General features: G+C 61.5%; 20 protein-coding genes and 1 tRNA gene. 16 read left to right on the top strand and 5 right to left on the bottom strand.

The features are described from left to right. Window positions 1-76: 76 nt before the first annotated feature. From aroK to BGO64_RS08200, 14 genes are all read left to right on the top strand, one after another. A complete protein-coding gene (gene aroK / locus BGO64_RS08135; protein ID WP_010673824.1) occupies window positions 77-595 on the top strand; it encodes a shikimate kinase AroK in 519 nt (172 codons plus the stop codon). Window positions 596-612: 17 nt separating this feature from the next. Beyond that, window positions 613-1,695, top strand: coding sequence for a 3-dehydroquinate synthase (gene aroB, locus BGO64_RS08140; RefSeq protein WP_286700439.1), 1,083 nt, complete (start codon window positions 613-615; stop codon window positions 1,693-1,695). Next, window positions 1,685-3,238: an SPOR domain-containing protein gene (locus BGO64_RS08145; RefSeq protein ID WP_286700440.1), complete on the top strand. Its 1,554-nt coding sequence runs from the start codon at window positions 1,685-1,687 to the stop codon at window positions 3,236-3,238. Before aroB ends, BGO64_RS08145 begins: the two co-directional genes overlap by 11 nt. 70 nt (window positions 3,239-3,308) lie before the next feature. After that, window positions 3,309-4,181 (top strand): Dam family site-specific DNA-(adenine-N6)-methyltransferase, encoded by an 873-nt coding sequence (locus BGO64_RS08150; RefSeq protein WP_029314124.1) that lies wholly within the window; start codon window positions 3,309-3,311, stop codon window positions 4,179-4,181. 190 nt (window positions 4,182-4,371) lie between these two features. Further along, window positions 4,372-5,046: a ribulose-phosphate 3-epimerase gene (rpe, locus tag BGO64_RS08155; RefSeq protein WP_041212569.1), complete on the top strand. Its 675-nt coding sequence runs from the start codon at window positions 4,372-4,374 to the stop codon at window positions 5,044-5,046. Further along, complete coding sequence (locus BGO64_RS08160; RefSeq protein WP_049636543.1) at window positions 5,033-5,698, top strand: phosphoglycolate phosphatase; 666 nt, start codon at window positions 5,033-5,035, stop codon at window positions 5,696-5,698. Before rpe ends, BGO64_RS08160 begins: the two co-directional genes overlap by 14 nt. 39 nt (window positions 5,699-5,737) lie before the next feature. Continuing rightward, complete coding sequence (trpS, locus tag BGO64_RS08165) at window positions 5,738-6,742, top strand: tryptophan--tRNA ligase (protein WP_010673830.1); 1,005 nt, start codon at window positions 5,738-5,740, stop codon at window positions 6,740-6,742. 119 nt (window positions 6,743-6,861) lie between these two features. Then, entirely contained in the window at window positions 6,862-7,077 is a 216-nt protein-coding gene (locus tag BGO64_RS08170) for a hypothetical protein (protein WP_010673831.1), read from the top strand. Window positions 7,078-7,400: 323 nt separating this feature from the next. Continuing rightward, complete coding sequence (locus BGO64_RS08175) at window positions 7,401-7,982, top strand: aminodeoxychorismate synthase component II (RefSeq protein WP_041215622.1); 582 nt, start codon at window positions 7,401-7,403, stop codon at window positions 7,980-7,982. A gap of 278 nt (window positions 7,983-8,260) precedes the next feature. Beyond that, window positions 8,261-9,478, top strand: a complete 1,218-nt coding sequence (locus tag BGO64_RS08180; RefSeq protein ID WP_039039586.1) for an aspartate aminotransferase family protein — start codon at window positions 8,261-8,263, stop codon at window positions 9,476-9,478. Window positions 9,479-9,553: 75 nt separating this feature from the next. Beyond that, a complete protein-coding gene (gene astA, locus BGO64_RS08185; RefSeq protein WP_128344357.1) occupies window positions 9,554-10,573 on the top strand; it encodes an arginine N-succinyltransferase in 1,020 nt (339 codons plus the stop codon). A gap of 67 nt (window positions 10,574-10,640) precedes the next feature. After that, on the top strand, window positions 10,641-12,110 hold the full coding sequence (gene astD, locus BGO64_RS08190) for a succinylglutamate-semialdehyde dehydrogenase (protein WP_286700441.1): 1,470 nt from the start codon (window positions 10,641-10,643) through the stop codon (window positions 12,108-12,110). A gap of 69 nt (window positions 12,111-12,179) precedes the next feature. Beyond that, window positions 12,180-12,977: a DUF1338 domain-containing protein gene (locus tag BGO64_RS08195; protein WP_039039589.1), complete on the top strand. Its 798-nt coding sequence runs from the start codon at window positions 12,180-12,182 to the stop codon at window positions 12,975-12,977. A 180-nt stretch (window positions 12,978-13,157) separates the two neighbouring features. Continuing rightward, complete coding sequence (locus BGO64_RS08200; protein WP_048207156.1) at window positions 13,158-13,409, top strand: hypothetical protein; 252 nt, start codon at window positions 13,158-13,160, stop codon at window positions 13,407-13,409. Between the two features lie 39 nt (window positions 13,410-13,448). Here the strand turns inward: BGO64_RS08200 and BGO64_RS08205 are convergent, their stop codons facing one another. Further along, the gene (locus BGO64_RS08205; protein ID WP_201932359.1) at window positions 13,449-14,075 is read right to left on the bottom strand and encodes an HAD family hydrolase; all 627 of its coding nucleotides are present in this window, start codon (window positions 14,073-14,075) and stop codon (window positions 13,449-13,451) included. A gap of 163 nt (window positions 14,076-14,238) precedes the next feature. On the opposite strand from BGO64_RS08205, the gene BGO64_RS08210 reads away from it, so the two are divergent. Next, window positions 14,239-15,603 carry an MDR family MFS transporter gene (locus BGO64_RS08210; RefSeq protein WP_286700442.1) on the top strand — a complete coding sequence of 455 codons (1,365 nt, stop codon included), beginning with the start codon at window positions 14,239-14,241 and terminating at the stop codon, window positions 15,601-15,603. Window positions 15,604-15,707: 104 nt separating this feature from the next. Here BGO64_RS08210 and BGO64_RS08215 read toward each other — a convergent pair whose 3' ends face one another. From BGO64_RS08215 to yqfB, 3 genes are all read right to left on the bottom strand, one after another. Then, on the bottom strand, window positions 15,708-16,094 hold the full coding sequence (locus BGO64_RS08215) for a DUF1622 domain-containing protein (RefSeq protein WP_010673839.1): 387 nt from the start codon (window positions 16,092-16,094) through the stop codon (window positions 15,708-15,710). Between the two features lie 61 nt (window positions 16,095-16,155). Next, on the bottom strand, window positions 16,156-17,076 hold the full coding sequence (locus tag BGO64_RS08220; RefSeq protein WP_286700443.1) for an alpha/beta hydrolase: 921 nt from the start codon (window positions 17,074-17,076) through the stop codon (window positions 16,156-16,158). A gap of 87 nt (window positions 17,077-17,163) precedes the next feature. Then, a complete protein-coding gene (gene yqfB / locus BGO64_RS08225; protein WP_041215617.1) occupies window positions 17,164-17,496 on the bottom strand; it encodes a N(4)-acetylcytidine aminohydrolase in 333 nt (110 codons plus the stop codon). A 270-nt stretch (window positions 17,497-17,766) separates the two neighbouring features. Between yqfB and BGO64_RS08230 the strand changes: the two genes are divergently transcribed. Further along, the gene (locus tag BGO64_RS08230; RefSeq protein WP_286700444.1) at window positions 17,767-19,599 is read left to right on the top strand and encodes an SLC13 family permease; all 1,833 of its coding nucleotides are present in this window, start codon (window positions 17,767-17,769) and stop codon (window positions 19,597-19,599) included. Window positions 19,600-19,843: 244 nt separating this feature from the next. On the opposite strand, the gene BGO64_RS08235 is transcribed toward BGO64_RS08230, so the two are convergent. Then, a tRNA-Leu gene (locus tag BGO64_RS08235) sits at window positions 19,844-19,927 on the bottom strand. Between the last annotated feature and the right edge of the window lie 78 nt (window positions 19,928-20,005).

Here is a 20,005-nt window from a genome sequence, read left to right on the forward strand (position 1 = left end):
CGCAAGATAAGGTTCATAGGTACCCCGGTCGAGTGTTTACCGGGGCCATACAGTTTGTAATTACTAACGAAAAGACATGGCTGAGAAACGCAATATTTTCCTGATAGGTCCCATGGGTGCGGGCAAGAGCACCATAGGTAGACATCTGGCAGAACAACTGCACATGGAGTTTTTCGACTCAGATCATGAGATTGAGCGCCGCAGTGGTGCCGATATCGGCTGGGTGTTCGATGTTGAAGGCGAAGAAGGCTTCCGGATCCGCGAAGAGAAGGTGATCGGTGAGCTCGCCGAACAGCAGGGTATCGTGCTGGCAACGGGTGGCGGTGCCATCAAGAGCCGTGAAACCCGCAACAAACTCTCCGCACGCGGCATCGTGGTCTACCTCGAAACCACCATTGAAAAGCAATTGGCGCGAACCCAGAGAGACAAGCGTCGTCCCTTGCTGCAAACCGAAGAGCCGCCCCGTGAAGTGCTTGAGCGTCTTGCGCAAGAGCGCAACGCCCTGTACGAAGAGGTTGCCGATTTTGTCATCCAGACGGATGACCAGAGTGCCAAAGTTGTCGCTAATCAAATCGTCAAGTTGATTGGTATGTAATTCATTAGAGGACGTCCATGGAAAGGTTGAAGGTCGAACTGGGTGAACGCAGCTACCCGATAGAGATAGCTGCCGGTCTGCTGCAACGCCCCGAGGTACTGGCGCAGACGATCAAGGGCAAGCGGGTCATGATAGTGACCAATACCGTGGTCGCGCCCCTGTATCTTGAACAGATCATTCAGTTGCTGTCCGGTTTTCAGGTGGAACACCTGATCCTGCCCGATGGCGAGGCCTACAAAACCCTGGCGACCTTCGAGCGGATCATGTCTGCTCTGCTGGAAACCAGTCATGGTCGTGATACCACTCTGATCGCTCTGGGGGGCGGTGTGATAGGTGATGTTGTCGGCTTTGCTGCGGCAAGCTACCAACGAGGCATTCCGTTTATTCAGGTGCCTACCACGCTGCTCTCCCAGGTTGACTCTTCCGTCGGCGGCAAGACCGCCGTCAACCATCCCCTCGGCAAGAACATGGTGGGTGCCTTCTATCAGCCCAAGCATGTGATCATCGATACCGACTGCCTCAAGACCCTGCCTGCCCGGGAATTTGCCGCCGGCATGGCCGAGGTGATCAAATACGGCATCATCTGGGATGCCGCCTTCTTCTCCTGGCTCGAAACCAACATGACTCGCCTGCAGCGCCTCGACGGTGATGCACTCTCCTATGCCATTCGCCGCTGCTGCGAGATCAAGGCCGATGTGGTCGGTCAGGACGAGACCGAGCACGGCGTGCGCGCCTTGCTGAACCTGGGACATACCTTCGGCCATGCCATCGAGGCGGAGAAGGGTTATGGCAACTGGCTGCACGGTGAAGCCGTGGCGGCGGGAACCATGCTGGCGGCCGAGACGGCCCTGGCCCGTGGCGACATGACGGCGCAAGAGGTGGCACGAGTTCGCGATCTGCTGTTGGCCGCCGATTTGCCGGTCAAGGCACCGTCCGATATGGATTTTGCCGCCTTCATTCGCCATATGCGCCGTGACAAGAAGGTGCTGGAAGGCAAACTGAGGCTGGTGCTGCCGATCGGGATCGGACAGGCCCAGGTCGTGGCCGATGTGACGGATGCGCAATTGATGGCGGTGATCGAGTCTGGTCGTGACCACTAATAAATTGCTCAAACTGCCTTCTCAGCGGCAGTTGGTTGACCGGCTGCTGCACCTGATCGAGTTCAACCACCCCTTTGTTTTTCTCTCCGGCAAGCCAGGCAGTGGCCGTGGCACACTGTGCGAGTCGCTGCTTGCCCAACTGCCCGATGCGGTGCGGGTGGCCAGCCTCATCGGCAGCCCGTCCATGAAGATGGCGGATGTGCGCCAGTTGCTGTTGCAGCAGGTGGTGGCACGTCCCCTGTTCAACGCGCAGGATGCCCTGGCGGACAGCTTCTTTCGCATGGTAGGTGACAAGCCTGCCAGACTGCTGCTCATCATCGAACGTGCCGATACCTTGCCTGCCGAGCTGGTGGGGGAGTTGTGGGCGCTCTGTCGTCACAACGATACCCTGGCATCTCCTCATAAACTGGCCATCCTGCTCTCGGGTGATGACGCCTGGTGTCGCAACCAGAAGGCGCTCCTCAAGGGACGAGCCATGCCAGCCCTCGAGCTGGAGGTCGCGCCACTGAGTGCTCCTGAGCAACGTATCTTCTTGTATGAGAAGGCCAAAGAGCTCAAGATCCCGACTGCCCTCTTGCCCAAGCCGAAAGTGGAAGAGATCCTGAATGGGGCGGGCGGACATCCGTCAGCCATCATGCAGTTACTGGAGGATACCATGACCGACAGAAGGCCCAAGAAACGTCAGGCCGAGTTGCCCGTCAAGAAGATAGCGATCGTGCTTGCCCTGGTGGCGGGCGGGTTGCTGGCCCTGAGCTATCTGCCCCTGTTCGACAATGCAGGCCAGGACCCCGCCCAGGCACCGTCCCAGGGGACGGCGTTGCCCGATCCCGTCTCAAGCGATCCTGTGAACGTCGGTGCGGCGAGCGGGGCCTTGAGTACTCAGACGAGCAGTGGCGCCACTGCCATCCCGTCAGGGAATCAGGTTGCCCGCGATTGGCAGTCCGATGCCAAGCCCTTGCCCAAGAAGGTCGAGAGCGAGACGGTCACCACGGAGTCAACCAACTATGAGGGGCGCCGGGTCGTCATCTCCGACGAAGTGGTCGAGAAATTGATGAACCAGCCGAACGTCAGCGGCGCCTTGCCCACGGCCGTGGTGGATGAGCTGGTAGGGGGCAGTTCCCGTGCGGTCCCGACCGGAACGACGGCCCAGGTCAAGAATCCGGCTCCGAACAGTGCCCCGCGAACAGAGGCTCAACCGGCCAGTGGCGCGCAGACAGCGCCGGTCGCGGCCCCGGCGGCCAAGGTGGCGTTGACGCCGGTGGCGACTCTCAACAAGAAGCCGAAGAATCACTACAGCATCCAGTTGATGGGGGCGAGCAACACCAAGGCGGTAGACAGCTTTGTGGCCGAGCATGGCTTGGCGGGCAAGGTGTGGGTTTACAAGACCCGCTTCCGTGGCAGCCCCTGGTATGTGGTGGTGCAGGGGGACTACGCCAGCAGTGCCCAGGCCAAGGCGGCCATTCGCAAGCTGTCGCCTGCCTTGCTCAAGGGACAACCCTGGCCCAAGTCATTCGCCCAGATACAAAAAGAATTGAAGCAATAGCCAGCCACCCGAAGAAGGGGGTAGAATCACCCCCCTTTTTTGGGCATAGCCTTGTCAACACCGGACTTCCATGAAAAAAACACGCGCGTTTTTAAAATGGGCCGGGGGAAAATACTCCCTGGTCGAAGAGATCGCCGAGCGTTTGCCGGCTGGGCGTGTGTTGCTGGAGCCCTTCGTCGGGGCGGGATCCGTGTTTCTCAACACGGATTACGACGCTTATGTGCTCAACGACATCAATCCGGATCTCATTGGCCTCTACAACCACCTCAAGCAGCAGCCGGACAGCTTCATCAGCGAGGCCCGCAAGCTGTTCGTGGCCGAGCACAACCACAAGACCGCCTATTATCGGCTGCGTACCCAGTTCAACCAGACCGCTGCCGGGTTTGAACGGGCTCAGTTGTTCCTGTTTTTGAATCGCCATGGTTTCAACGGCTTGTGCCGTTACAACAAGAAGGGGGGGTTCAACGTTCCCTTCGGTTCCTACAAGAAACCCTACTTCCCGGAGAAAGAGCTGTGGGCGTTTGCCGAGAAGGCGCAGAAGGCGACGTTCATCTGCGAAAGCTATGCCGACGCCATGGCCCGTGCAGAGGAAGACTGGGTGATCTACTGCGATCCGCCCTATGCCCCCCTCTCCACCACGGCGAGTTTCACCACCTATTCGGCAGGCGGTTTCACCCTGGACGATCAGGCGCTGCTGGCCAGGCTGGCTCGCCACACCGCCGCCCATAAAGGGGTGCCCGTGCTCATCAGCAACCATGACATCGAGTTGACCCGCGAGCTCTATCGTGGCGCCCGGCTCGACGAGATCCTGGTCAAGCGCACCATCAGCCGCAACGGCGGTGGTCGCAACAAGGTGGCCGAGCTGCTGGCGCTCTATCCGCCCGGCATCGAGCCCGAACAGGGCTATTATCCCGGTGAGGCGGAGCTGGTTGCCGTCGGCTGAGTGAACAACGGTCCCTGAGGGGGCCGTTGTCATTTCTGATGCTGCCGCTGGTATTCCGTGAGCCGCGCCTGGCATCGTTTGCCAGCCATGGTGCCGGAGCGGCGTGTTCTGTAGATGCGGGTCGTTTTCATCGCCCTTTTGCGATAAAATTGCGCCGTTTTTTCTGCCACGCTGCCAATGGATGACGCTGATGAAAGACTTTCTGATTGCCCCCTCTATCCTCTCCGCCGACTTTGCCCGTCTGGGTGAGGATGTGGCCAAGGTGCTGGCCGCCGGGGCCGACGTGGTCCATTTCGATGTGATGGACAACCATTATGTCCCCAACCTGACCATAGGCCCCATGGTCTGTCAGGCGCTGCGCGATTACGGCATCGAAGCGCTCATCGACGTGCACCTGATGGTCAAGCCGGTGGATCGCATCGTGCCTGATTTTGCCAAGGCCGGTGCCAGCCTGATCACCTTCCACCCGGAAGCCTCCGATCACGTGGATCGCACCCTGGGCCTCATCAAGGAGCAGGGTTGCCAGGCTGGTCTGGTGCTGAACCCCGCGACCCCGCTCAGCTGCCTGGAGTACGTGATGGACAAGCTGGACGTGATCCTGCTGATGTCGGTCAACCCGGGCTTTGGCGGTCAGAGCTTCATCCCCGGCACCCTCGACAAGCTGCGCCAGGTGCGCCGCCTGATCGACGAGAGCGGCCGCGACATTCGCCTGGAAATCGATGGCGGGGTCAAGGTCGACAACATTCGCGAGATTGCCGAGGCGGGTGCCGACATGTTCGTGGCGGGCTCTGCCATCTTCGGCAAGCCGGATTACAAGGCGGTGATCGACCAGATGCGCGCGGAGCTTGCCCATGTCCGTCGCTGATCGCCCCTTTGACCTGGTGCTGTTCGATCTGGATGGCACGCTGATTGACAGCGCCCCGCAACTGGCGCTGGCGGTCAACCGTACCCTGGCGGAGCTGGGGTTGGCCGAGGCCGATGAGGCCGTGGTGCGTACCTGGGTCGGCAACGGCGCCGACAAGCTGATCCAGCGGGCTCTCGATTACCGCGACGCCCCGGAGCAGTTTGCCAAGGCCCGCCCCCTGTTCGACCGTCACTATCAGGCCTGTCTGCTGGAAGGCCTGGCCATGTATGACGGAGTGGCCCGTAGCCTGCGCCGTCTGCAGGGGCTGGGTTACCAGCAGGCCGTGGTGACCAACAAACCGAGTCACTTCGTGCAACCCATTCTGGAGGCCCTCGGCATCAGCGACTGTTTCGCACTCTGGCTCGGGGGCAACTGCGTACCCGTCAAGAAACCGAGCCCGGAGCCGCTGTTGCACGCCTGCCACGAGCTGGGTGTCAGCCCGTCCCGCACCCTGATGGTGGGGGATTCCGAAAATGACGTGCTGGCCGCCCAGGCCGCCGGCATGAAGGTGGTGGGGCTCACCTATGGCTACAACTATGGCCGCCCTATCGCAGACTCCCGCCCCGACTGGGTTTGCGAGCAGTTTGCCGAACTCGACGCCCTGCTGGTCTGATCCAGACCGGGCTGGCGGATAACAAGGATTACTACTCTGATGACTAAACCAATCGTATTGAGCGGTGCCCAACCCTCGGGCCAGCTGACCATCGGCAACTACATGGGAGCCCTGCGTCAGTGGGTCAGCATGCAGGATGACTTCGACTGCCTCTATTGCATCGTCGATCTGCACGCCATCACCACCCGCCAGGATCCGGCCGCCTTGCGCAAGGCGTGCCTCGACGCAGCCGCCCTCTATCTGGCGGTGGGCATCGACCCGGCCAAGAGCACCGTCTTCATCCAGTCCCACGTGCCCCAGCACGCCGAGCTCGGCTGGATCCTGAACTGCTACACCCAGATGGGCGAGCTGTCGCGCATGACCCAGTTCAAGGACAAGTCCGCTCGTTTCGAGAACAACGTCAACGTCGGCCTGTTCGGTTATCCGGTGCTGATGGCGGCCGACATTCTGCTTTATCAGGCCAATCAGGTGCCGGTTGGCAATGACCAGAAGCAGCATCTGGAGCTGACCCGCGACATCTGCACCCGCTTCAACAACCTCTATGGCGAAGTCTTCACCCTGCCGGAACCCTTCATTCCGACCGAAGGGGCCCGGGTGATGAGCCTGCAGGACCCGACCAAGAAGATGTCCAAGTCCGACGACAACGAGGCCAACTTCATCGGCTTGCTGGAAGATCCCAAGCAGATCGTCAAGAAGATCAAGCGGGCGATGACCGACTCCGACGAGCCGGCCGTGGTGCGTTTTGATCCCGAAAACAAGCCGGGGGTCTCCAATCTGCTGACCCTGATGTCCGGTGTGACCGGCCGCTCCATCCCGGAGCTGGAGCAGCACTTCGAAGGCAAGATGTACGGCCACCTCAAGAGTGAAACGGCCGATGCCGTGGTCGCCTTGCTGGAACCCATCCAGGCGCGCTTCCGCGAGCTGCGTCAGGATGAGGCCCATCTGCAGGCCATTTTGGCGGCTGGCGCACAAAAGGCGCGTGAAAGGGCTGAAAAAACCCTGATCAGCGTATATGATGTCGTCGGCTTCGTTCCTCGAGCCTGACATACTGGGAAGGTGTAGTAGAAGAGAGCTGGGTGGATGCCTGGCTTTCTTTGTTTTACACCTTCCGGTTTGTCGCAACCTCCCCAATGTCAAACACGGGCTTTGCCCCAAGAGAAAGCATGTCTGTCGAATCACAAACCCTGAGTGAAGAGTTGGGTGACAAGGGTCACTGGCTGCGCAAGTTTCGCAAGGCCAAGAGCCTCAATACCTTGCAGTTGATGGTCTCCAACGCCATCGACAAGCACCACAAGACCCCGGCCATCGCGGCTGCCATCTATCTGGCCGAGTGCCAGCGGGAACGGGAACTGGAACAGGGCCGCTATCTGGACCGCTGAGGTCCGTTGCCTGCCCTTGCCAAGGTGACTCCTTCCCATCTGCCTGTCACGACCTGTGCCCTTTTCCCGGTCGCCTCCCGTCTCTTTTACCTTGCCATCCTGACATGGAGCGGCTGATGCTGCCCGGTCGGGGACAGGCCCACCGCCGGGTGGGGTCGACAGGCCTGGATCGCCATTGAAGAGCGGACAGACTGCACAGCAGGTGAGGTGATCGCCGGTTTATTAACGCAATGAGACATGCCAGAATGCGCGGCGTTTGTCTGCCCGCGCTCGCAACGGGCTGTCCGATCACCGTCTCTGTCTTATTCCCAGGGTTTTTTTGCATGCTGCTACTCATCGACAACTACGACTCCTTTACCTGGAACCTGGTGCAATACTTCGGCGCTCTGGGGCAAGAGGTGGTGGTCAGGCGCAACGATGAGCTGAGCCTGGAGGAGATAGCCCGGCTTGCCCCCCGCCATCTGGTGATCTCTCCCGGCCCCTGCACGCCAAACGAGGCGGGCATCTCTTTGGCCGCCATCTCCCGTTTTGCCGGCGAGATCCCCATCCTCGGCGTCTGTCTCGGCCATCAGTCGCTGGCACAGGCCTTTGGTGCCCGGGTGGTGCGTGCCCGTCAGGTGATGCACGGCAAGACATCTCTCATCCGTCACAAAGGGGAGGGGGTGTTCAAGGGGCTCAACAACCCGCTACGGGTGACCCGCTATCATTCACTGGTGGTGGAGGCGGCGTCGCTGCCCGACTGTTTCGAGGTCACCGCCTGGAGCGAACATGCCGACGGCAGCCAGGACGAGATCATGGGGCTGCGGCATAAAACGCTGGCGCTGGAGGGAGTGCAGTTCCATCCGGAGAGTATTCTGAGCGAACAGGGGCACCAGTTGCTGGCCAACTTTTTGGCCGTTTCCTGAAAAAATTGCGATGTCTGTCTCAAAACCGTCATGAGGCAAAAAAAAATTTCCCTGAGACTTTATTCACCCTCCTCCCTGTCCAAATTATCTCTTGCCAACACCCCCTGAGCCGTTATGCAATGCGGTTGCCTAAAATCTCAAAGGCAATCGAACATTGTTCCTTATAGGCGGTTAAGTTACAGACTTTTTACTTTTTTTCTGTGATAATTCCGCCACGTTTACACGGATTTAACTTTTGGGCGGTGGATTATTCTGCCGCGAGATAGCAGGAGAGCAATATGTCAGAGTTGTTGGCAGTGACACGTGAAGTGTTTGATGAAGTGATGGTTCCCAACTATGCGCCGGCCAAAATCATCCCGGTGCGCGGCGAGGGGTCACGTGTCTGGGATCAGGAAGGTCGCGAGTATGTGGATTTCGCGGGCGGGATCGCGGTCAATGGCCTGGGCCATTGCCATCCCAAACTGGTCGAGGCCCTGAAATCCCAGGGTGAGAAGCTGTGGCACCTCTCCAACGTGATGACCAACGAGCCAGCCCTGCGCCTGGCCAAGAAACTGGTCGCCGCCACCTTCGCCGAGAAGGTCTATTTCTGCAACTCCGGCGCCGAAGCGAACGAAGCGGCCCTCAAGCTGGCCCGCCGCTACGCCATCGAGAAGTTCGGGGCCCACAAGACCCAGATCATCGCCTTCCACCAGGGCTTCCACGGCCGTACCTTCTTTACCGTCAGCGTCGGCGGCCAGGCTGCCTACTCCGATGGCTTCGGTCCCAAGCCTGCCGACATCACCCACGTCGCCTACAACAACCTGGAGGAGCTGGCTGCCGTCATCTCCGACAACACCTGCGCCGTGGTGATGGAGCCGCTGCAGGGCGAGGGTGGCATCATCAGCCCCACCGACGAGTTTGCCAAGGGGGTGCGCGAGCTGTGCGACAAGCACAACGCCCTGCTGGTTTATGACGAGGTGCAATCCGGTGTCGGTCGTACCGGCGAGCTGTTTGCCTACATGGGTCTGGGCATCACCCCGGACATCCTCACCAGCGCCAAGGCGCTGGGCGGCGGCTTCCCCATCGGGGCCATGCTGACCACCACCGAGATCGCCTCCCACCTGAAAGTGGGCACTCACGGCTCCACCTACGGCGGCAACCCGCTGGCGTGTGCCGTGGCCGAGGCGGTGATCGACGTGGTCAACACCCCGGCAGTGCTGAGCGGCATCAAGCAGCGCGAGCAGCTGTTCCGCGAAGGGCTGGAAGCCATCAACGCCAAGTACCACTGCTTCAGCGAAGTGCGCGGCAAGGGCCTGCTGCTGGGCGCCGTGCTCAACGATGACTTCAAGGGCCGCTCTCGCGACTTCCTGCTCGCCTCCATCGATCAGGGCCTGATGGCGCTGGTTGCCGGTACCAACGTGGTGCGTTTTGCCCCCTCCCTGGTGATCCCGGAAGCAGACATCAAGGAAGGGCTGGCACGGTTCGAGAAAGCGGTCGCTCAGGTGGTCAACGCCTGATCCAAATTGAGGTGGGGAGCCCTCCCGGCAGGAGCCGGGACCCCACCTGTCGTCAATGAAAGGGAGTTGTCATTTATGTTGGTTATCCGTCCTATCGAGCAGCGCGACTTCGCCGGCCTCAAGACCTGTGCCATCGAATCCGGCACCGGCATGACATCCTTGCCGGTCAACGACGAGCTGCTGCAACGCAAGATCGATGCCTCGACCCAGACCTTCCTGGACAAGCCCGCCGGCAAGGGCGAGTGCCTCTATTTCTTCGTGGCCGAGGATCTGGAGACCGGGGAGATGGTCGGTACCTGCGCCATCGACGCGGCGGTCGGCCTGTCCCAGGCGTTCTACAACTATCACATCGGCAAGGTGGTGCACTCCTCCCCCAAGCTCGGCATCTACAATGTCGTGGAAACCCTCACCCTCTCCAACGACTACACCGGCAATTCCGAGCTCTGCACCCTGTTTCTGCGTGAATGCGCCCGCGATGGGCTCAACGGCCGTCTGCTCTCCAAGCACCGTTTCCTGTTCATGGCCGAACACCCCGAGCTGTTTGACAGTACCGTCTTTGCCGAGATGCGTGGTGTCTCCGATGGCAACGGCCACAGCCCCTTCTACGAGTGGCTGCAAAAACATTTCTTCTCGATGGATTTTCCCACCGTCGACTATCTCACCGGCATCGGCAAGAAGCGCTTCATCGCCGAGCTGATGCCCAAGTACCCCATCTACGTCAATCTGCTGAGCAACGAGGCGCGCGCCGTCATCGGCAAGACCCACGAAAAGACCCGGCCTGCCCTCAAGATGCTGCAGGATGAGGGGTTCGTGAATCGCGGTTATGTCGACATCTTCGACGCCGGCCCCACCGTCGAATGCGAGGTGAAGAACATTCGCAGCGTGCGCCGCAGCCAGAAGCTGGCGGTGCTGGTGGGTGAGCCCATCGGCGGCCATACCTACCTCATCTGCAACACCAGGTTCGAGCAATACCGCGCCTGCTACGGCAACATCCGGGTCGATCTGGACAAGCACGAAGCCATCATTCCGCCCAAGATGGCGGCCGCCCTCAAGGTGGAAAATGGCGACATGGTGCGCGTCGTCGATCTGGATTGACCCGCCCCGCAGCACAGCATTGAGACAGGCTGCCGAGGTGGCCTGCGTACCCACAGGGAGTGAATTGATGATGTCTTTAGTCCAGTGTATCGATGGCCAGTGGCTGGCCGGTGAAGGCAAGCCGTTCGAATCCATCGACCCGGCCAAAAACGAGGTGATCTGGCGTGGTGAGGCGGCAAGCCAGTCCCAGGTGGATGCGGCCGTCAAGGCGGCCCGCACGGCCTTCTACCATTGGTCCGATCTGGCCCTTGAAGAGCGCCTTGCCATCGTGCGCCGCTATGCCGACCTGCTCGGCGAGCACAAGGAGGCGCTGGCCCTGACCATCGCCCGTGAAACCGGCAAGCCCCTGTGGGAGACCCGCACTGAAGTGGCGGCCATGCAGGGCAAGATTGCCATCTCCATCCGTGCCCATGACGAGCGTACCGGCACGGTGGAAAACCCCATGCCGGGCGCCAAGGCGTTCGTGCGCCACAAGCCCCATGGCGTCGTGGCCGTGTTCGGCCCCTACAACTTCCCGGGCCACCTGCCCAACGGCCACATTGTGCCGGCGCTCATCGCCGGCAATGCGGTCGTGTTCAAGCCTTCCGAGCTGACTCCCATGGTGGCTGAAGCCATGGTCAAGGTGTGGCAGGAGGCGGGGCTGCCCAAGGGGGTGCTCAACCTGGTGCAGGGGGAGGTCGACACCGGCAAGGCGCTGGCCGGCAACCCGGACATCGACGGCCTCTTCTTCACCGGCTCCTCCCGTACCGGCCACTTCCTGCATCAGCAGTTTGCCGGCCAGCCGGGCAAGATCCTGGCACTGGAGATGGGGGGCAACAACCCGCTGATAGTGAAAGATGTGAGCGACGTCGACGGCGCCGTCCATGCCATCGTGCAGTCCGCCTTCATTACCTCCGGCCAGCGCTGCACCTGCTCGCGCCGTCTGTTTGTCGAGCGCGGCGAGCGGGGCGATGCCCTGGTCAAGCGCCTGGTGGAGGTGGTCGGCAAGATCAAGGTCGGCCTCTATGACGCCGCCGAGCAGCCGTTCATGGGCGCCATGATCAGCGAGAAGGCCGCACTGGGTATGGTCGAGGCGCAAGCAAACCTGCAGCGCCTCGGTGGTGAAAGCCTGCTTGCCCTCAAGCACCTGGAAGCGGGCACCGGCTTTGTCTCCCCGGGCATCATCGACGTGACCGCGGTCAGTGCGCTGCCGGATGAAGAGTACTTCGGCCCGCTGCTGCAGCTCATTCGCTACGACGACTTCGATGCGGCCATCGAGAAGGCGAACGCCACCAGTTTCGGTCTCTCGGCCGGCCTGCTCGGTGACAACGAAGCGGACTGGAACCACTTCTTCAAGCGCATCCGTGCCGGTATCGTCAACTGGAACAAGCCCATTACCGGTGCTTCCAGTGCCGCCCCCTTCGGCGGCATCGGTGCCTCCGGCAACCACAGAGCGAGCGCCTACTACGCCGCCGACTACTGTGCTTACCCGGTCGCCTCCGTCGAAGACAGCAAGGCTGCTATGCCGGATCAGCTGTCTCCCGGTCTGACCTTCTGATAACAAGAAAATAAAAGAGGGGCACTGAACAGGTGCCCCTGTCTGTACCCGCAATCAAAGGAAAGAGAGATGCAAAAGGATATCGACACCCTGTTTGGCCATCTGTGGGACAACTACATTCAGGTCACCCCCAGTGCTCACAAGGTTCATCAACTGCTGGGCGGCGGTGCCCCCATCATCAACGATCACGTGGCGTTTCGGACCTACAACCTGCCCAAGCTCGGTCTCGAGAAACTGGCGGCCCACTTCCGTGCCCTGGGGTACGAAGAGAAGGGCGAGTATGTGTTCAAGGCCAAGAAGCTCTATGCCAAACACTTCGAGCATAAAGATCCTGATGCGCCCAAGGTGTTCATCAGCGAGCTGAAGGTGGAAGAGCTCTCCGAAGGTGCCCAGGCCATCATCCACAAGCTGGTGGATCAGGTACCCGATCACCTCACCGACACCCCGGCTTTCCTCTACGCCGGCGCGCCCTGGCAGGTCTCCCACACCGACTACCAGACCCTGCTGGCAGAGAGCGAGTACGCCGCCTGGATGGCCGCCTGGGGTTATCGTGCCAACCACTTCACCGTCAACATCAACCGCCTGAAGGACTTCGACACCATCCAGCAGGTGAATGCGGCGCTCAAGGCGGCAGGCTTCGTGCTCAACACCGTTGGCGGCGAGGTGAAGGGCGATCCCGAGGTGATGCTGGAGCAATCCTCCACCATGGCAGACAAGGCCGAGGTGCCCTTCAGCGACGGCGTGCGCACCATCCCGAGCTGCTTTTACGAGTTTGCCCTGCGCTACCCGCAGGCCGACGGCGTGCTCTACCCTGGCTTCGTCGAAGCGTCGGCCGACAAGATCTTCGAATCCACCAACGCCATGTAATGGCCGCCATGAAAACAACGCCCCGCCTGGGGCGTTTTTTATGGATTTACGCCGACCTGACACCCTCTTTACCTCCCCTTGACCCATCAGTTCGCGGCGATTCGCTAGCATGATGCCGCCCGCTGCCGTGGGCCATCGCCGCACCATGCCGGTGTATGCCACCCGTTTTGGAGTCATGCCATGAAGATTGTTCTGCCTTTGCTGTTTTCCCTCACTACTCTGACCGCCGCAGCGGGCGATCAGGGCAGCCGTACCCCGCCCAAGCCTCCGCGCGAGCTGTCGGCCGAGATGAAAGCGGCGTTTGAGAGCTGCAAGGAGCATGGCAAACCGGGGGAGTCGGAATTTGACAACTGCATGTCAGATCTGGGATTTGAGCGGCCGGACGGCCCGGCACCGGCAGGTGGGAAGCAGGGGGAGAATGAGGCCGAGTAAACTGGTGCGGGCCAGTCGGTTAGGATGGGCCCGCACCGCTCACACCCGTTGCAGTGCCCCTTCGGTGGCCAGCAAGGTGGTCATGCCGGCGGCCTTGCCCGCCTGAATGCCTATCCGGGTGTCTTCAAACACCAGGCAGTTGGCCGGGTTGGCGCCGAGCTGCTCGGCCACTTTCAGGAAGGTGTCCGGGTGGGGCTTGTGATTGACCACATCATCGGCACTCACCAGCACGGAGATGAAGGCATCGAGCCCGGTCTGACGCAGGATGTGCGCCGCATGTTCCCGGGTTGAGCCGGTGCCTATGCCCATGGGCACCTTGCCGTGGTACTGCCTGACCAGCTCCCACATGGCGGGAAACACCCGGACGTCGTCGATCCGTGCCAGGTAGAGGGCCACCTTGCGCCGGGCAAAGGCTTCCACGTCGATGGTCATCCCGTGCTGCTCTGCCAGCATGGTCACTATCTTGCGGGTGGGGATGCCGCCGTACTCGTTGAGCTGTGCCCGATCAAACGGCAGGCCGAACTCGGCACTGGTGATTTCCCAGGCATCCAGGTGCAGAGGCATGGAGTCCACCAGGGTGCCATCCATGTCGAAGATCAGGGCGTCGTACTCGTCGAATCGGGGCTGTTCACTCTGGTGATGATCGCAGGGGGATGACTGGGGCATGGGGGGCGTCCTCTTCGGCAAAGATTCACCCTAGCAGATCCGGCTCGCAGATGTCGCGACCTTCATCATGGTTGGCAGTGGTTTTGACCATCGGCTAATGATTTATGAGACAATAATGTGCCTTGCACCCCTGTGCCGATATCTCACATGAGCGAGCCTGCCTATGTCCCCCAAAACCGTCTTCTCGAGCGTGGCCCTGGTGATCGCCCTGGGCTCACTGGAAAAGAGCATCGTCACCACGCCCTTGCCCATCATAGGGGTTGAGCTGAACGCCGGTGCCGCCCTCACCTGGGTCGTGACCGCCTATCTACTGGCGGCCACTGCGGCCCTGCCCATCTATGGCAAGTTGAGCGACATGTTCGGCCGGGTACGCATGCTCAACATCGGTATCGGCCTGTTTCTGGCGGGATCCGTGGCCTGCGCCCTGGCCCAGGATCTGCCAACCCTGCTGGCCGCCCGCGTGCTGCAAGGGTTGGGGGGCGGGGGGCTGATCGCACTCGCCTTTACCGTGATCGCCGACTGTATTCCGCCACGGGAGGTGGGCAAGTATCAGGGGTATATCTCGGTGGTCTATGCGGTCTCCAGCATCGCAGGCCCGCTGCTCGGTGGCTATTTTACCGAGCAGCTCAGCTGGCGCTGGATCTTCTGGATCAATCTGCCGCTCGGCGCTATCGCCCTCTGGCTGGTGAACCGCAATCTGGGTCACCTCAATGTGCGCCGCTACAGCCGCTTCGACTGGAAGGGAGCGGCACTGCTCATCACGGTCACCCCCCTCACCCTGTTGCTGCTCTCGCCGGAGGCGGCCTTGCCCGCCGTCTGGCTCGCGGCTGCGCTGGGGGCGGCCTTGTTGCTGCTGATCCTGGTGGAGCGGCGGGCCCACGACCCCATACTGCCGGCCCACCTGGTGCGCCTGCCGGGTTATCTGGTGAGCGTACTGCTGGCGCTGGCCTCGCAGCTGCTGATGTTTGCCGTGCTGGTCTACCTGCCGTTGCAGATGCAGTGGCAAAAGGGGATGAGTGCCAGTGACAGTGGCGGGATCATGGTGATCTTCATGGTCTGCATCACGGCGGGGGCCTTCGTCGGCGGCAAGCTGATCGGCCGCACCGGTTACTACCGGCGCTTCGTGGTGGTGGGGTTCGCCCTGTCGGCGCTGGCCCTGTGGCAGATCCACTTCGACGTCTGGGCCAGAGTAGGACTGGGGTTTGCCGGATTGGGGCTGGGTCTGGTGCTGCCGGCGCTGTCGGTGGTGGTGCAAAATGCCCTGCCGCGGGAAGATCGCGGCATCGGCATGTCCCTGTTCAACTTCGGCCGGGAGCTGGGTGGGGCGGTCGGTGTCGCCATCTGCGCCGTGTTGTTCCATGCCGCCCTGCCGGCAGGCAGCAGCCCCAATCTGGCCAGCCTGAGCCCGGCCGAACTGGCACCCGGTTTCAGCGCCACCTATATCGGCATGGCGCTGATCGCCACCGCCGCCCTGCTGGTCACCTTGCTGGCATTGAAGCGCCACGAGCTGGCCAGCAAGCACGTCTGATGGTTGCTATCGGATACAAAGAGGGCTCCCCGCGGGGAGCCCTCTTCATGGGATCAGGCTGGTGCCTTTCCTTCCGTGTCGTGGCCTTGTGCCACTCAGCCCGCTCATCGGGCGTCGGGGCGGGAAGGTGACCTGACAGGCTCGGGTTGCTGGCGCTCGGCCTGGGCATCGAGTTCCTTGCCGAGGAAGTAGTTCAGGAAGGTGCGGATGACCGCGATGATGGCGAGGCGCACCAGCTCCTCCTTGCTCGGGGCCACCGTGGTGGCAAGGATGTCGGCGGCGAGCTGGAACTCCAGCGCCAGGATGAGCCAGCTGCCGAAGCAGAGGCGGATACGGGGAAAGCCGGGCTCGTGATCCCGCACTCTGGCCGCCAGCCAGAGGGTCTTGCCAAGGCCGATGACCACGCAGGCGATGGAGATGATCTCCAGCAGCAGCTGGAACAGCTCCACCCCGTGCATCATGCCCTCTTTCAGGCTCGCTATCTCGAACACTCGGGTTACCTCCCTGATTCAAAAGAGACACTTTTAACACGGCTTGGGGGCCGGTTCCAACTCAGAGTCTTCTGAGCATCATGGCTATCTGGTCGATGAGCTGACGAGCGGCAGGGCTGATGGCCGCCAGTTGGAAGTAGCCGTGGATGACGCCATGCTGCCGCTGGCAAGTGGCATCGACGCCAGCCTGCACCAGCTTGCCATACAGGGCTTCCCCTTCGTCGCGCAGCGGATCATATTCCGCCGTGACGATATGGGTCGGCGGCAATCCTGACAGGGCGGGATGGTGGAGCGGGCTGGCTTCGGGATGGCTGGGGGGCAGGCTGCCCAGGTAGGCGTGAAAACCGCTTGCGAGCATGTCCCGGGTAATGAGGTAGTCGTCACCGAGATCGCGGTAGCTTTGGCTCTCGCAGAGGGCATCCAGCATGGGATAGAGAAGCAGCAGGGCCTTGGGCAAGGGGGCGTTGGCAGCCTTGAGCCGCAAGGTGGTGATCAGGGCGAGATGACCCCCTGCGCTGTCGCCGGCAATGGCGAGACGTACCGGAGCCCCATGCCATTTCTCCACCTCGGCCATGATGGCCCGTGTGGCGGCCAGCGCATCGTCGTGAGCCGCAGGATAGGTGTGTTCCGGGGCGAGGCGGGTGTGTACGGCGAAGATCAGGGCGCTGGCCCGGTTGCACAGCATCCGCATCTGGCGATCGTGGGTCTCGAAATCCCCGCTGACAAAACAGCCGCCGTGAAAATAGATCAACACCGGATACGCGGGGTCCGGTTTGTCTGCGGGCCGATAGCAGCGGATGGCGTGGTGATCGGCCTGCCACTCCTCGATGGCGCCCACCTCTTCCCGCTCACCGCCCAACAGGGCAGAGGCTAGGTAGCCGTCACGGCGCGCCTGCCAGCTCAGCTGGCTCGCCTTGGGACGACCTGCGGCGATGAAGTCTGCCACCATGGCTGCGATGGCCGGTTCGAGTTGTTTTTCCATAAGACACCAATGACTGTATATAAAAACAGTCATTGTGCGCTTTTGGCCCGTGAGCGCAACCGGCGTTAGCTGAGGCAGCTCACAAAATCAGGCTTCAATCAGCACGAATTCAATCACATAGAGGGGCGGCAGTGCGGGGTAGATATCGCGGATCACATCTTTAAGCTCGGGGAGGGTCATGTTCTCCTGACGGGCGTGCTCGTCGCTCAGCGCCTCGAAGGCGACCGCCTTGACCGAGATGACCTCAATGGTGCCAAAAGGCTGGTGTTCCGGGTTGGTGAACAGGGCCAGGCGCTGGCCGGGCTGCCAGTTTGCCTCGCTCTCGTCGCGGATGGTGATGGTCTTTCGGCCAGCCTGGATGTCGGCGACAAAGCGGCTGAAGAAGGTGAATGCCGGGTAGGCCGGGGTGTGCTGGGTCATGTCGTCTCCGAAGGGCAAGGGGTGAGAGGGCGGCTCAGGCCGCGGCGGGCCCATTTTAGGAGGGGCGGGAGGAGCGTGCAGCACTTTTTACCCCGACATGTGAAGGGCGACCGACTGCGTTCACGGACCGGTAAAATGGCCGCAACTGAACCTGAATGTGAGATGATGCGGCCTCCTCTTTCTTGATATGTAACAAATCAGGGGGACGGGCTCTGTGGTCTGATGGCGTCCGAGGCCGGCCGTGGTTGACGTTGAACAAAAGGAGCAAGTGTGAATTCCGAGTTGATCTGGGTGCTCAGCATGCTGGTGGGTGCCATTCTCCTGTTTATTACCAACAAGGTGCGCATGGACGTGGTCGCCTTGTTGATCATCATCCTGTTCGTGTTGAGCGGCACCCTGACCCTGCCGCAGGCGCTGGCAGGATTCAGCGATCCCAACGTCATTCTGATTGCCGCCCTGTTCGTGGTGGGGGAGGGGCTGGTGCGTACCGGCATCGCCTATCAGGTGGGAGATACCCTGGTGAAGGTGGCCGGCAGCAGCGAAACCCGCATGCTGGTGCTGCTGATGGTGGCGGTGGCGACCCTGGGGGCCGTGATGAGTTCGACCGGGGTGGTGGCCATCTTCATCCCCGTGGTGCTGAGCGTGGCGAACCGGATGGGGATCCCGGCGGGCAGACTGATGATGCCGCTCGGCTTTGCCGGCCTTATCAGCGGCATGATGACGCTGGTGGCAACCCCTCCCAACATGGTGGTGAACAGTGAGCTGATGCGGCACGACATCCAGGGGTTCGGCTTCTTCGGCTTCACTCCCATGGGGGTCATCATTCTGGGGATGGGGATCCTCTACATGCTGCTGATGCGCAACCGTCTGGTGCGTGAAGGGGAAGAGGGCAAGAGCAAGCAGATGGGACGCAGCACCATGCGGGATCTCATCCGTGACTACCGGCTGGCCGGGCGGGCACGCCGACTGGCGATCCGGCCCGATTCCCCCCTGATCGGCCAGACCCTCGACGAGCTGCAATTGCGTGCCCGCTTCGGGGCCAACGTCATCGGGATGGAGCGCTGGCGCAAGTTCAGGCGGGTGATGGTCAGTGTCACCGGGGTGACCGAGTTCCAGGCCAAGGACGTGCTGCTCATCGACATGTCGGATCCCGAGGTGGATGTGCGGGAGTTTTGCAGCGAGGCGCGGCTCGAGCCCATGATATTGCGCGGAGAGTATTTCTCCGACCAGGCGCGGGAGGTGGGCATGGCGGAGGTCTCCCTCATCCCTGGCTCCCGGCTGCTCGGCAAGAGCATCCGCGAGGTGACCTTCCGTTCCCGTTACGGTCTGAGCGTGGTGGGGATCCGCCGGGATGGAGAGGCGCTGACCGGCAAGCTGGTGGACGAGGCGCTGCAGATGGGGGATACCCTGCTGGTGGTGGGGAACTGGAGCCTCATTCGTCAGTTGCAGACCCATCATCGCGATTTTCTGCTGCTGGGCCTGCCTGCGGAAGTGGACGAGATGGCGCCGGCCCGCAGCCAGGCCATCCACGCCCTGATTGCCCTCGGGGTCATGATAGTGCTGATGGTGACGGATCCCGTGCCCAACGTCATCGCGGCGCTCATCGCCTGCCTGCTGATGGGCAAGTTCCGCTGCATCGATCTGGAGAGTGCCTACAAGTCCATCCACTGGCCGACCCTGATCCTCATCGTGGGCATGTTGCCCTTTGCCCTTGCATTGCAGCAGACCGGCGGGGTGGATCTCATCGTCGGCGCGCTCATCTCGGCAGTGGGGGAGATGGGCCCCAGGGTGATGCTGGCCAGCCTCTTCGCGCTCTGTGCCGTCATCGGGCTCTTCATCTCCAACACGGCGACGGCGGTGCTGATGGCGCCCATCGCGCTGGGGACGGCCCATCAGATGGGGGTCTCGCCTTATCCCTTTGCCATGACCATCGCCATCGCCGCCTCGGCAGCCTTCATGACGCCGGTCTCGTCGCCGGTCAACACCCTGGTGCTGGGCCCGGGCAACTACAAGTTCATGGATTTCGTGCGCATCGGCGTGCCCTTCACCTTGCTGGTGATGGTGGTCAGCGTCATCGCCATCCCCTGGTTCTTCCCGTTCTGACGACAGCAAACGATATGGCGGCCTGCGGGCCGCCTTTTTATTGCCCGCAGCGCTCTGCGAGATGAAAAGGGCGGCATCACGCCGGAGCAGGACATAGCGCCGTCGCAGAGGAGAGCACAAGGCTCAGCCGTTGATACATGAGGTGGCGTTGCAGGCGTGCGATGGCGTGGAGAGGGGAAGAAGAGCGGCAAACGCCGGATACAAAAAAACCAGCCTGAGCTGGTCTGTTTGGTACTGCTTTCGATGGTGCGGAAGGAGAGACTCGAACTCTCACGCCTAGGGCGCCAGAACCTAAATCTGGTGCGTCTACCAATTTCGCCACTTCCGCAAGAATAATGGTGGCTATGACGGGATTCGAACCTGTGACCCCCGCATTATGAGTGCGATGCTCTAACCAACTGAGCTA

It is taken from the genome of Aeromonas sp. 62-46, from assembly GCF_001898585.1.
GTDB classification, from domain to species: Bacteria; Pseudomonadota; Gammaproteobacteria; order Enterobacterales; family Aeromonadaceae; genus Aeromonas; species Aeromonas caviae.

Coding starts and splice junctions, on each gene's coding strand:
- BGO64_RS08175 (WP_041215622.1), top strand. CDS start 7,401: ATGCTGCTACTCATCGACAACTACGACTCCTTTACCTGGAACCTGGTG.
- trpS (WP_010673830.1), top strand. CDS start 5,738: ATGACTAAACCAATCGTATTGAGCGGTGCCCAACCCTCGGGCCAGCTG.
- aroB (WP_286700439.1), top strand. CDS start 613: ATGGAAAGGTTGAAGGTCGAACTGGGTGAACGCAGCTACCCGATAGAG.
- BGO64_RS08180 (WP_039039586.1), top strand. CDS start 8,261: ATGTCAGAGTTGTTGGCAGTGACACGTGAAGTGTTTGATGAAGTGATG.
- BGO64_RS08210 (WP_286700442.1), top strand. CDS start 14,239: ATGTCCCCCAAAACCGTCTTCTCGAGCGTGGCCCTGGTGATCGCCCTG.
- BGO64_RS08200 (WP_048207156.1), top strand. CDS start 13,158: ATGAAGATTGTTCTGCCTTTGCTGTTTTCCCTCACTACTCTGACCGCC.
- astA (WP_128344357.1), top strand. CDS start 9,554: ATGTTGGTTATCCGTCCTATCGAGCAGCGCGACTTCGCCGGCCTCAAG.
- BGO64_RS08195 (WP_039039589.1), top strand. CDS start 12,180: ATGCAAAAGGATATCGACACCCTGTTTGGCCATCTGTGGGACAACTAC.
- yqfB (WP_041215617.1), bottom strand. CDS start 17,496: ATGACCCAGCACACCCCGGCCTACCCGGCATTCACCTTCTTCAGCCGC.
- aroK (WP_010673824.1), top strand. CDS start 77: ATGGCTGAGAAACGCAATATTTTCCTGATAGGTCCCATGGGTGCGGGC.
- BGO64_RS08160 (WP_049636543.1), top strand. CDS start 5,033: ATGTCCGTCGCTGATCGCCCCTTTGACCTGGTGCTGTTCGATCTGGAT.
- BGO64_RS08220 (WP_286700443.1), bottom strand. CDS start 17,076: ATGGAAAAACAACTCGAACCGGCCATCGCAGCCATGGTGGCAGACTTC.
- rpe (WP_041212569.1), top strand. CDS start 4,372: ATGAAAGACTTTCTGATTGCCCCCTCTATCCTCTCCGCCGACTTTGCC.
- BGO64_RS08170 (WP_010673831.1), top strand. CDS start 6,862: ATGTCTGTCGAATCACAAACCCTGAGTGAAGAGTTGGGTGACAAGGGT.
- BGO64_RS08205 (WP_201932359.1), bottom strand. CDS start 14,075: ATGCCCCAGTCATCCCCCTGCGATCATCACCAGAGTGAACAGCCCCGA.
- astD (WP_286700441.1), top strand. CDS start 10,641: ATGATGTCTTTAGTCCAGTGTATCGATGGCCAGTGGCTGGCCGGTGAA.
- BGO64_RS08150 (WP_029314124.1), top strand. CDS start 3,309: ATGAAAAAAACACGCGCGTTTTTAAAATGGGCCGGGGGAAAATACTCC.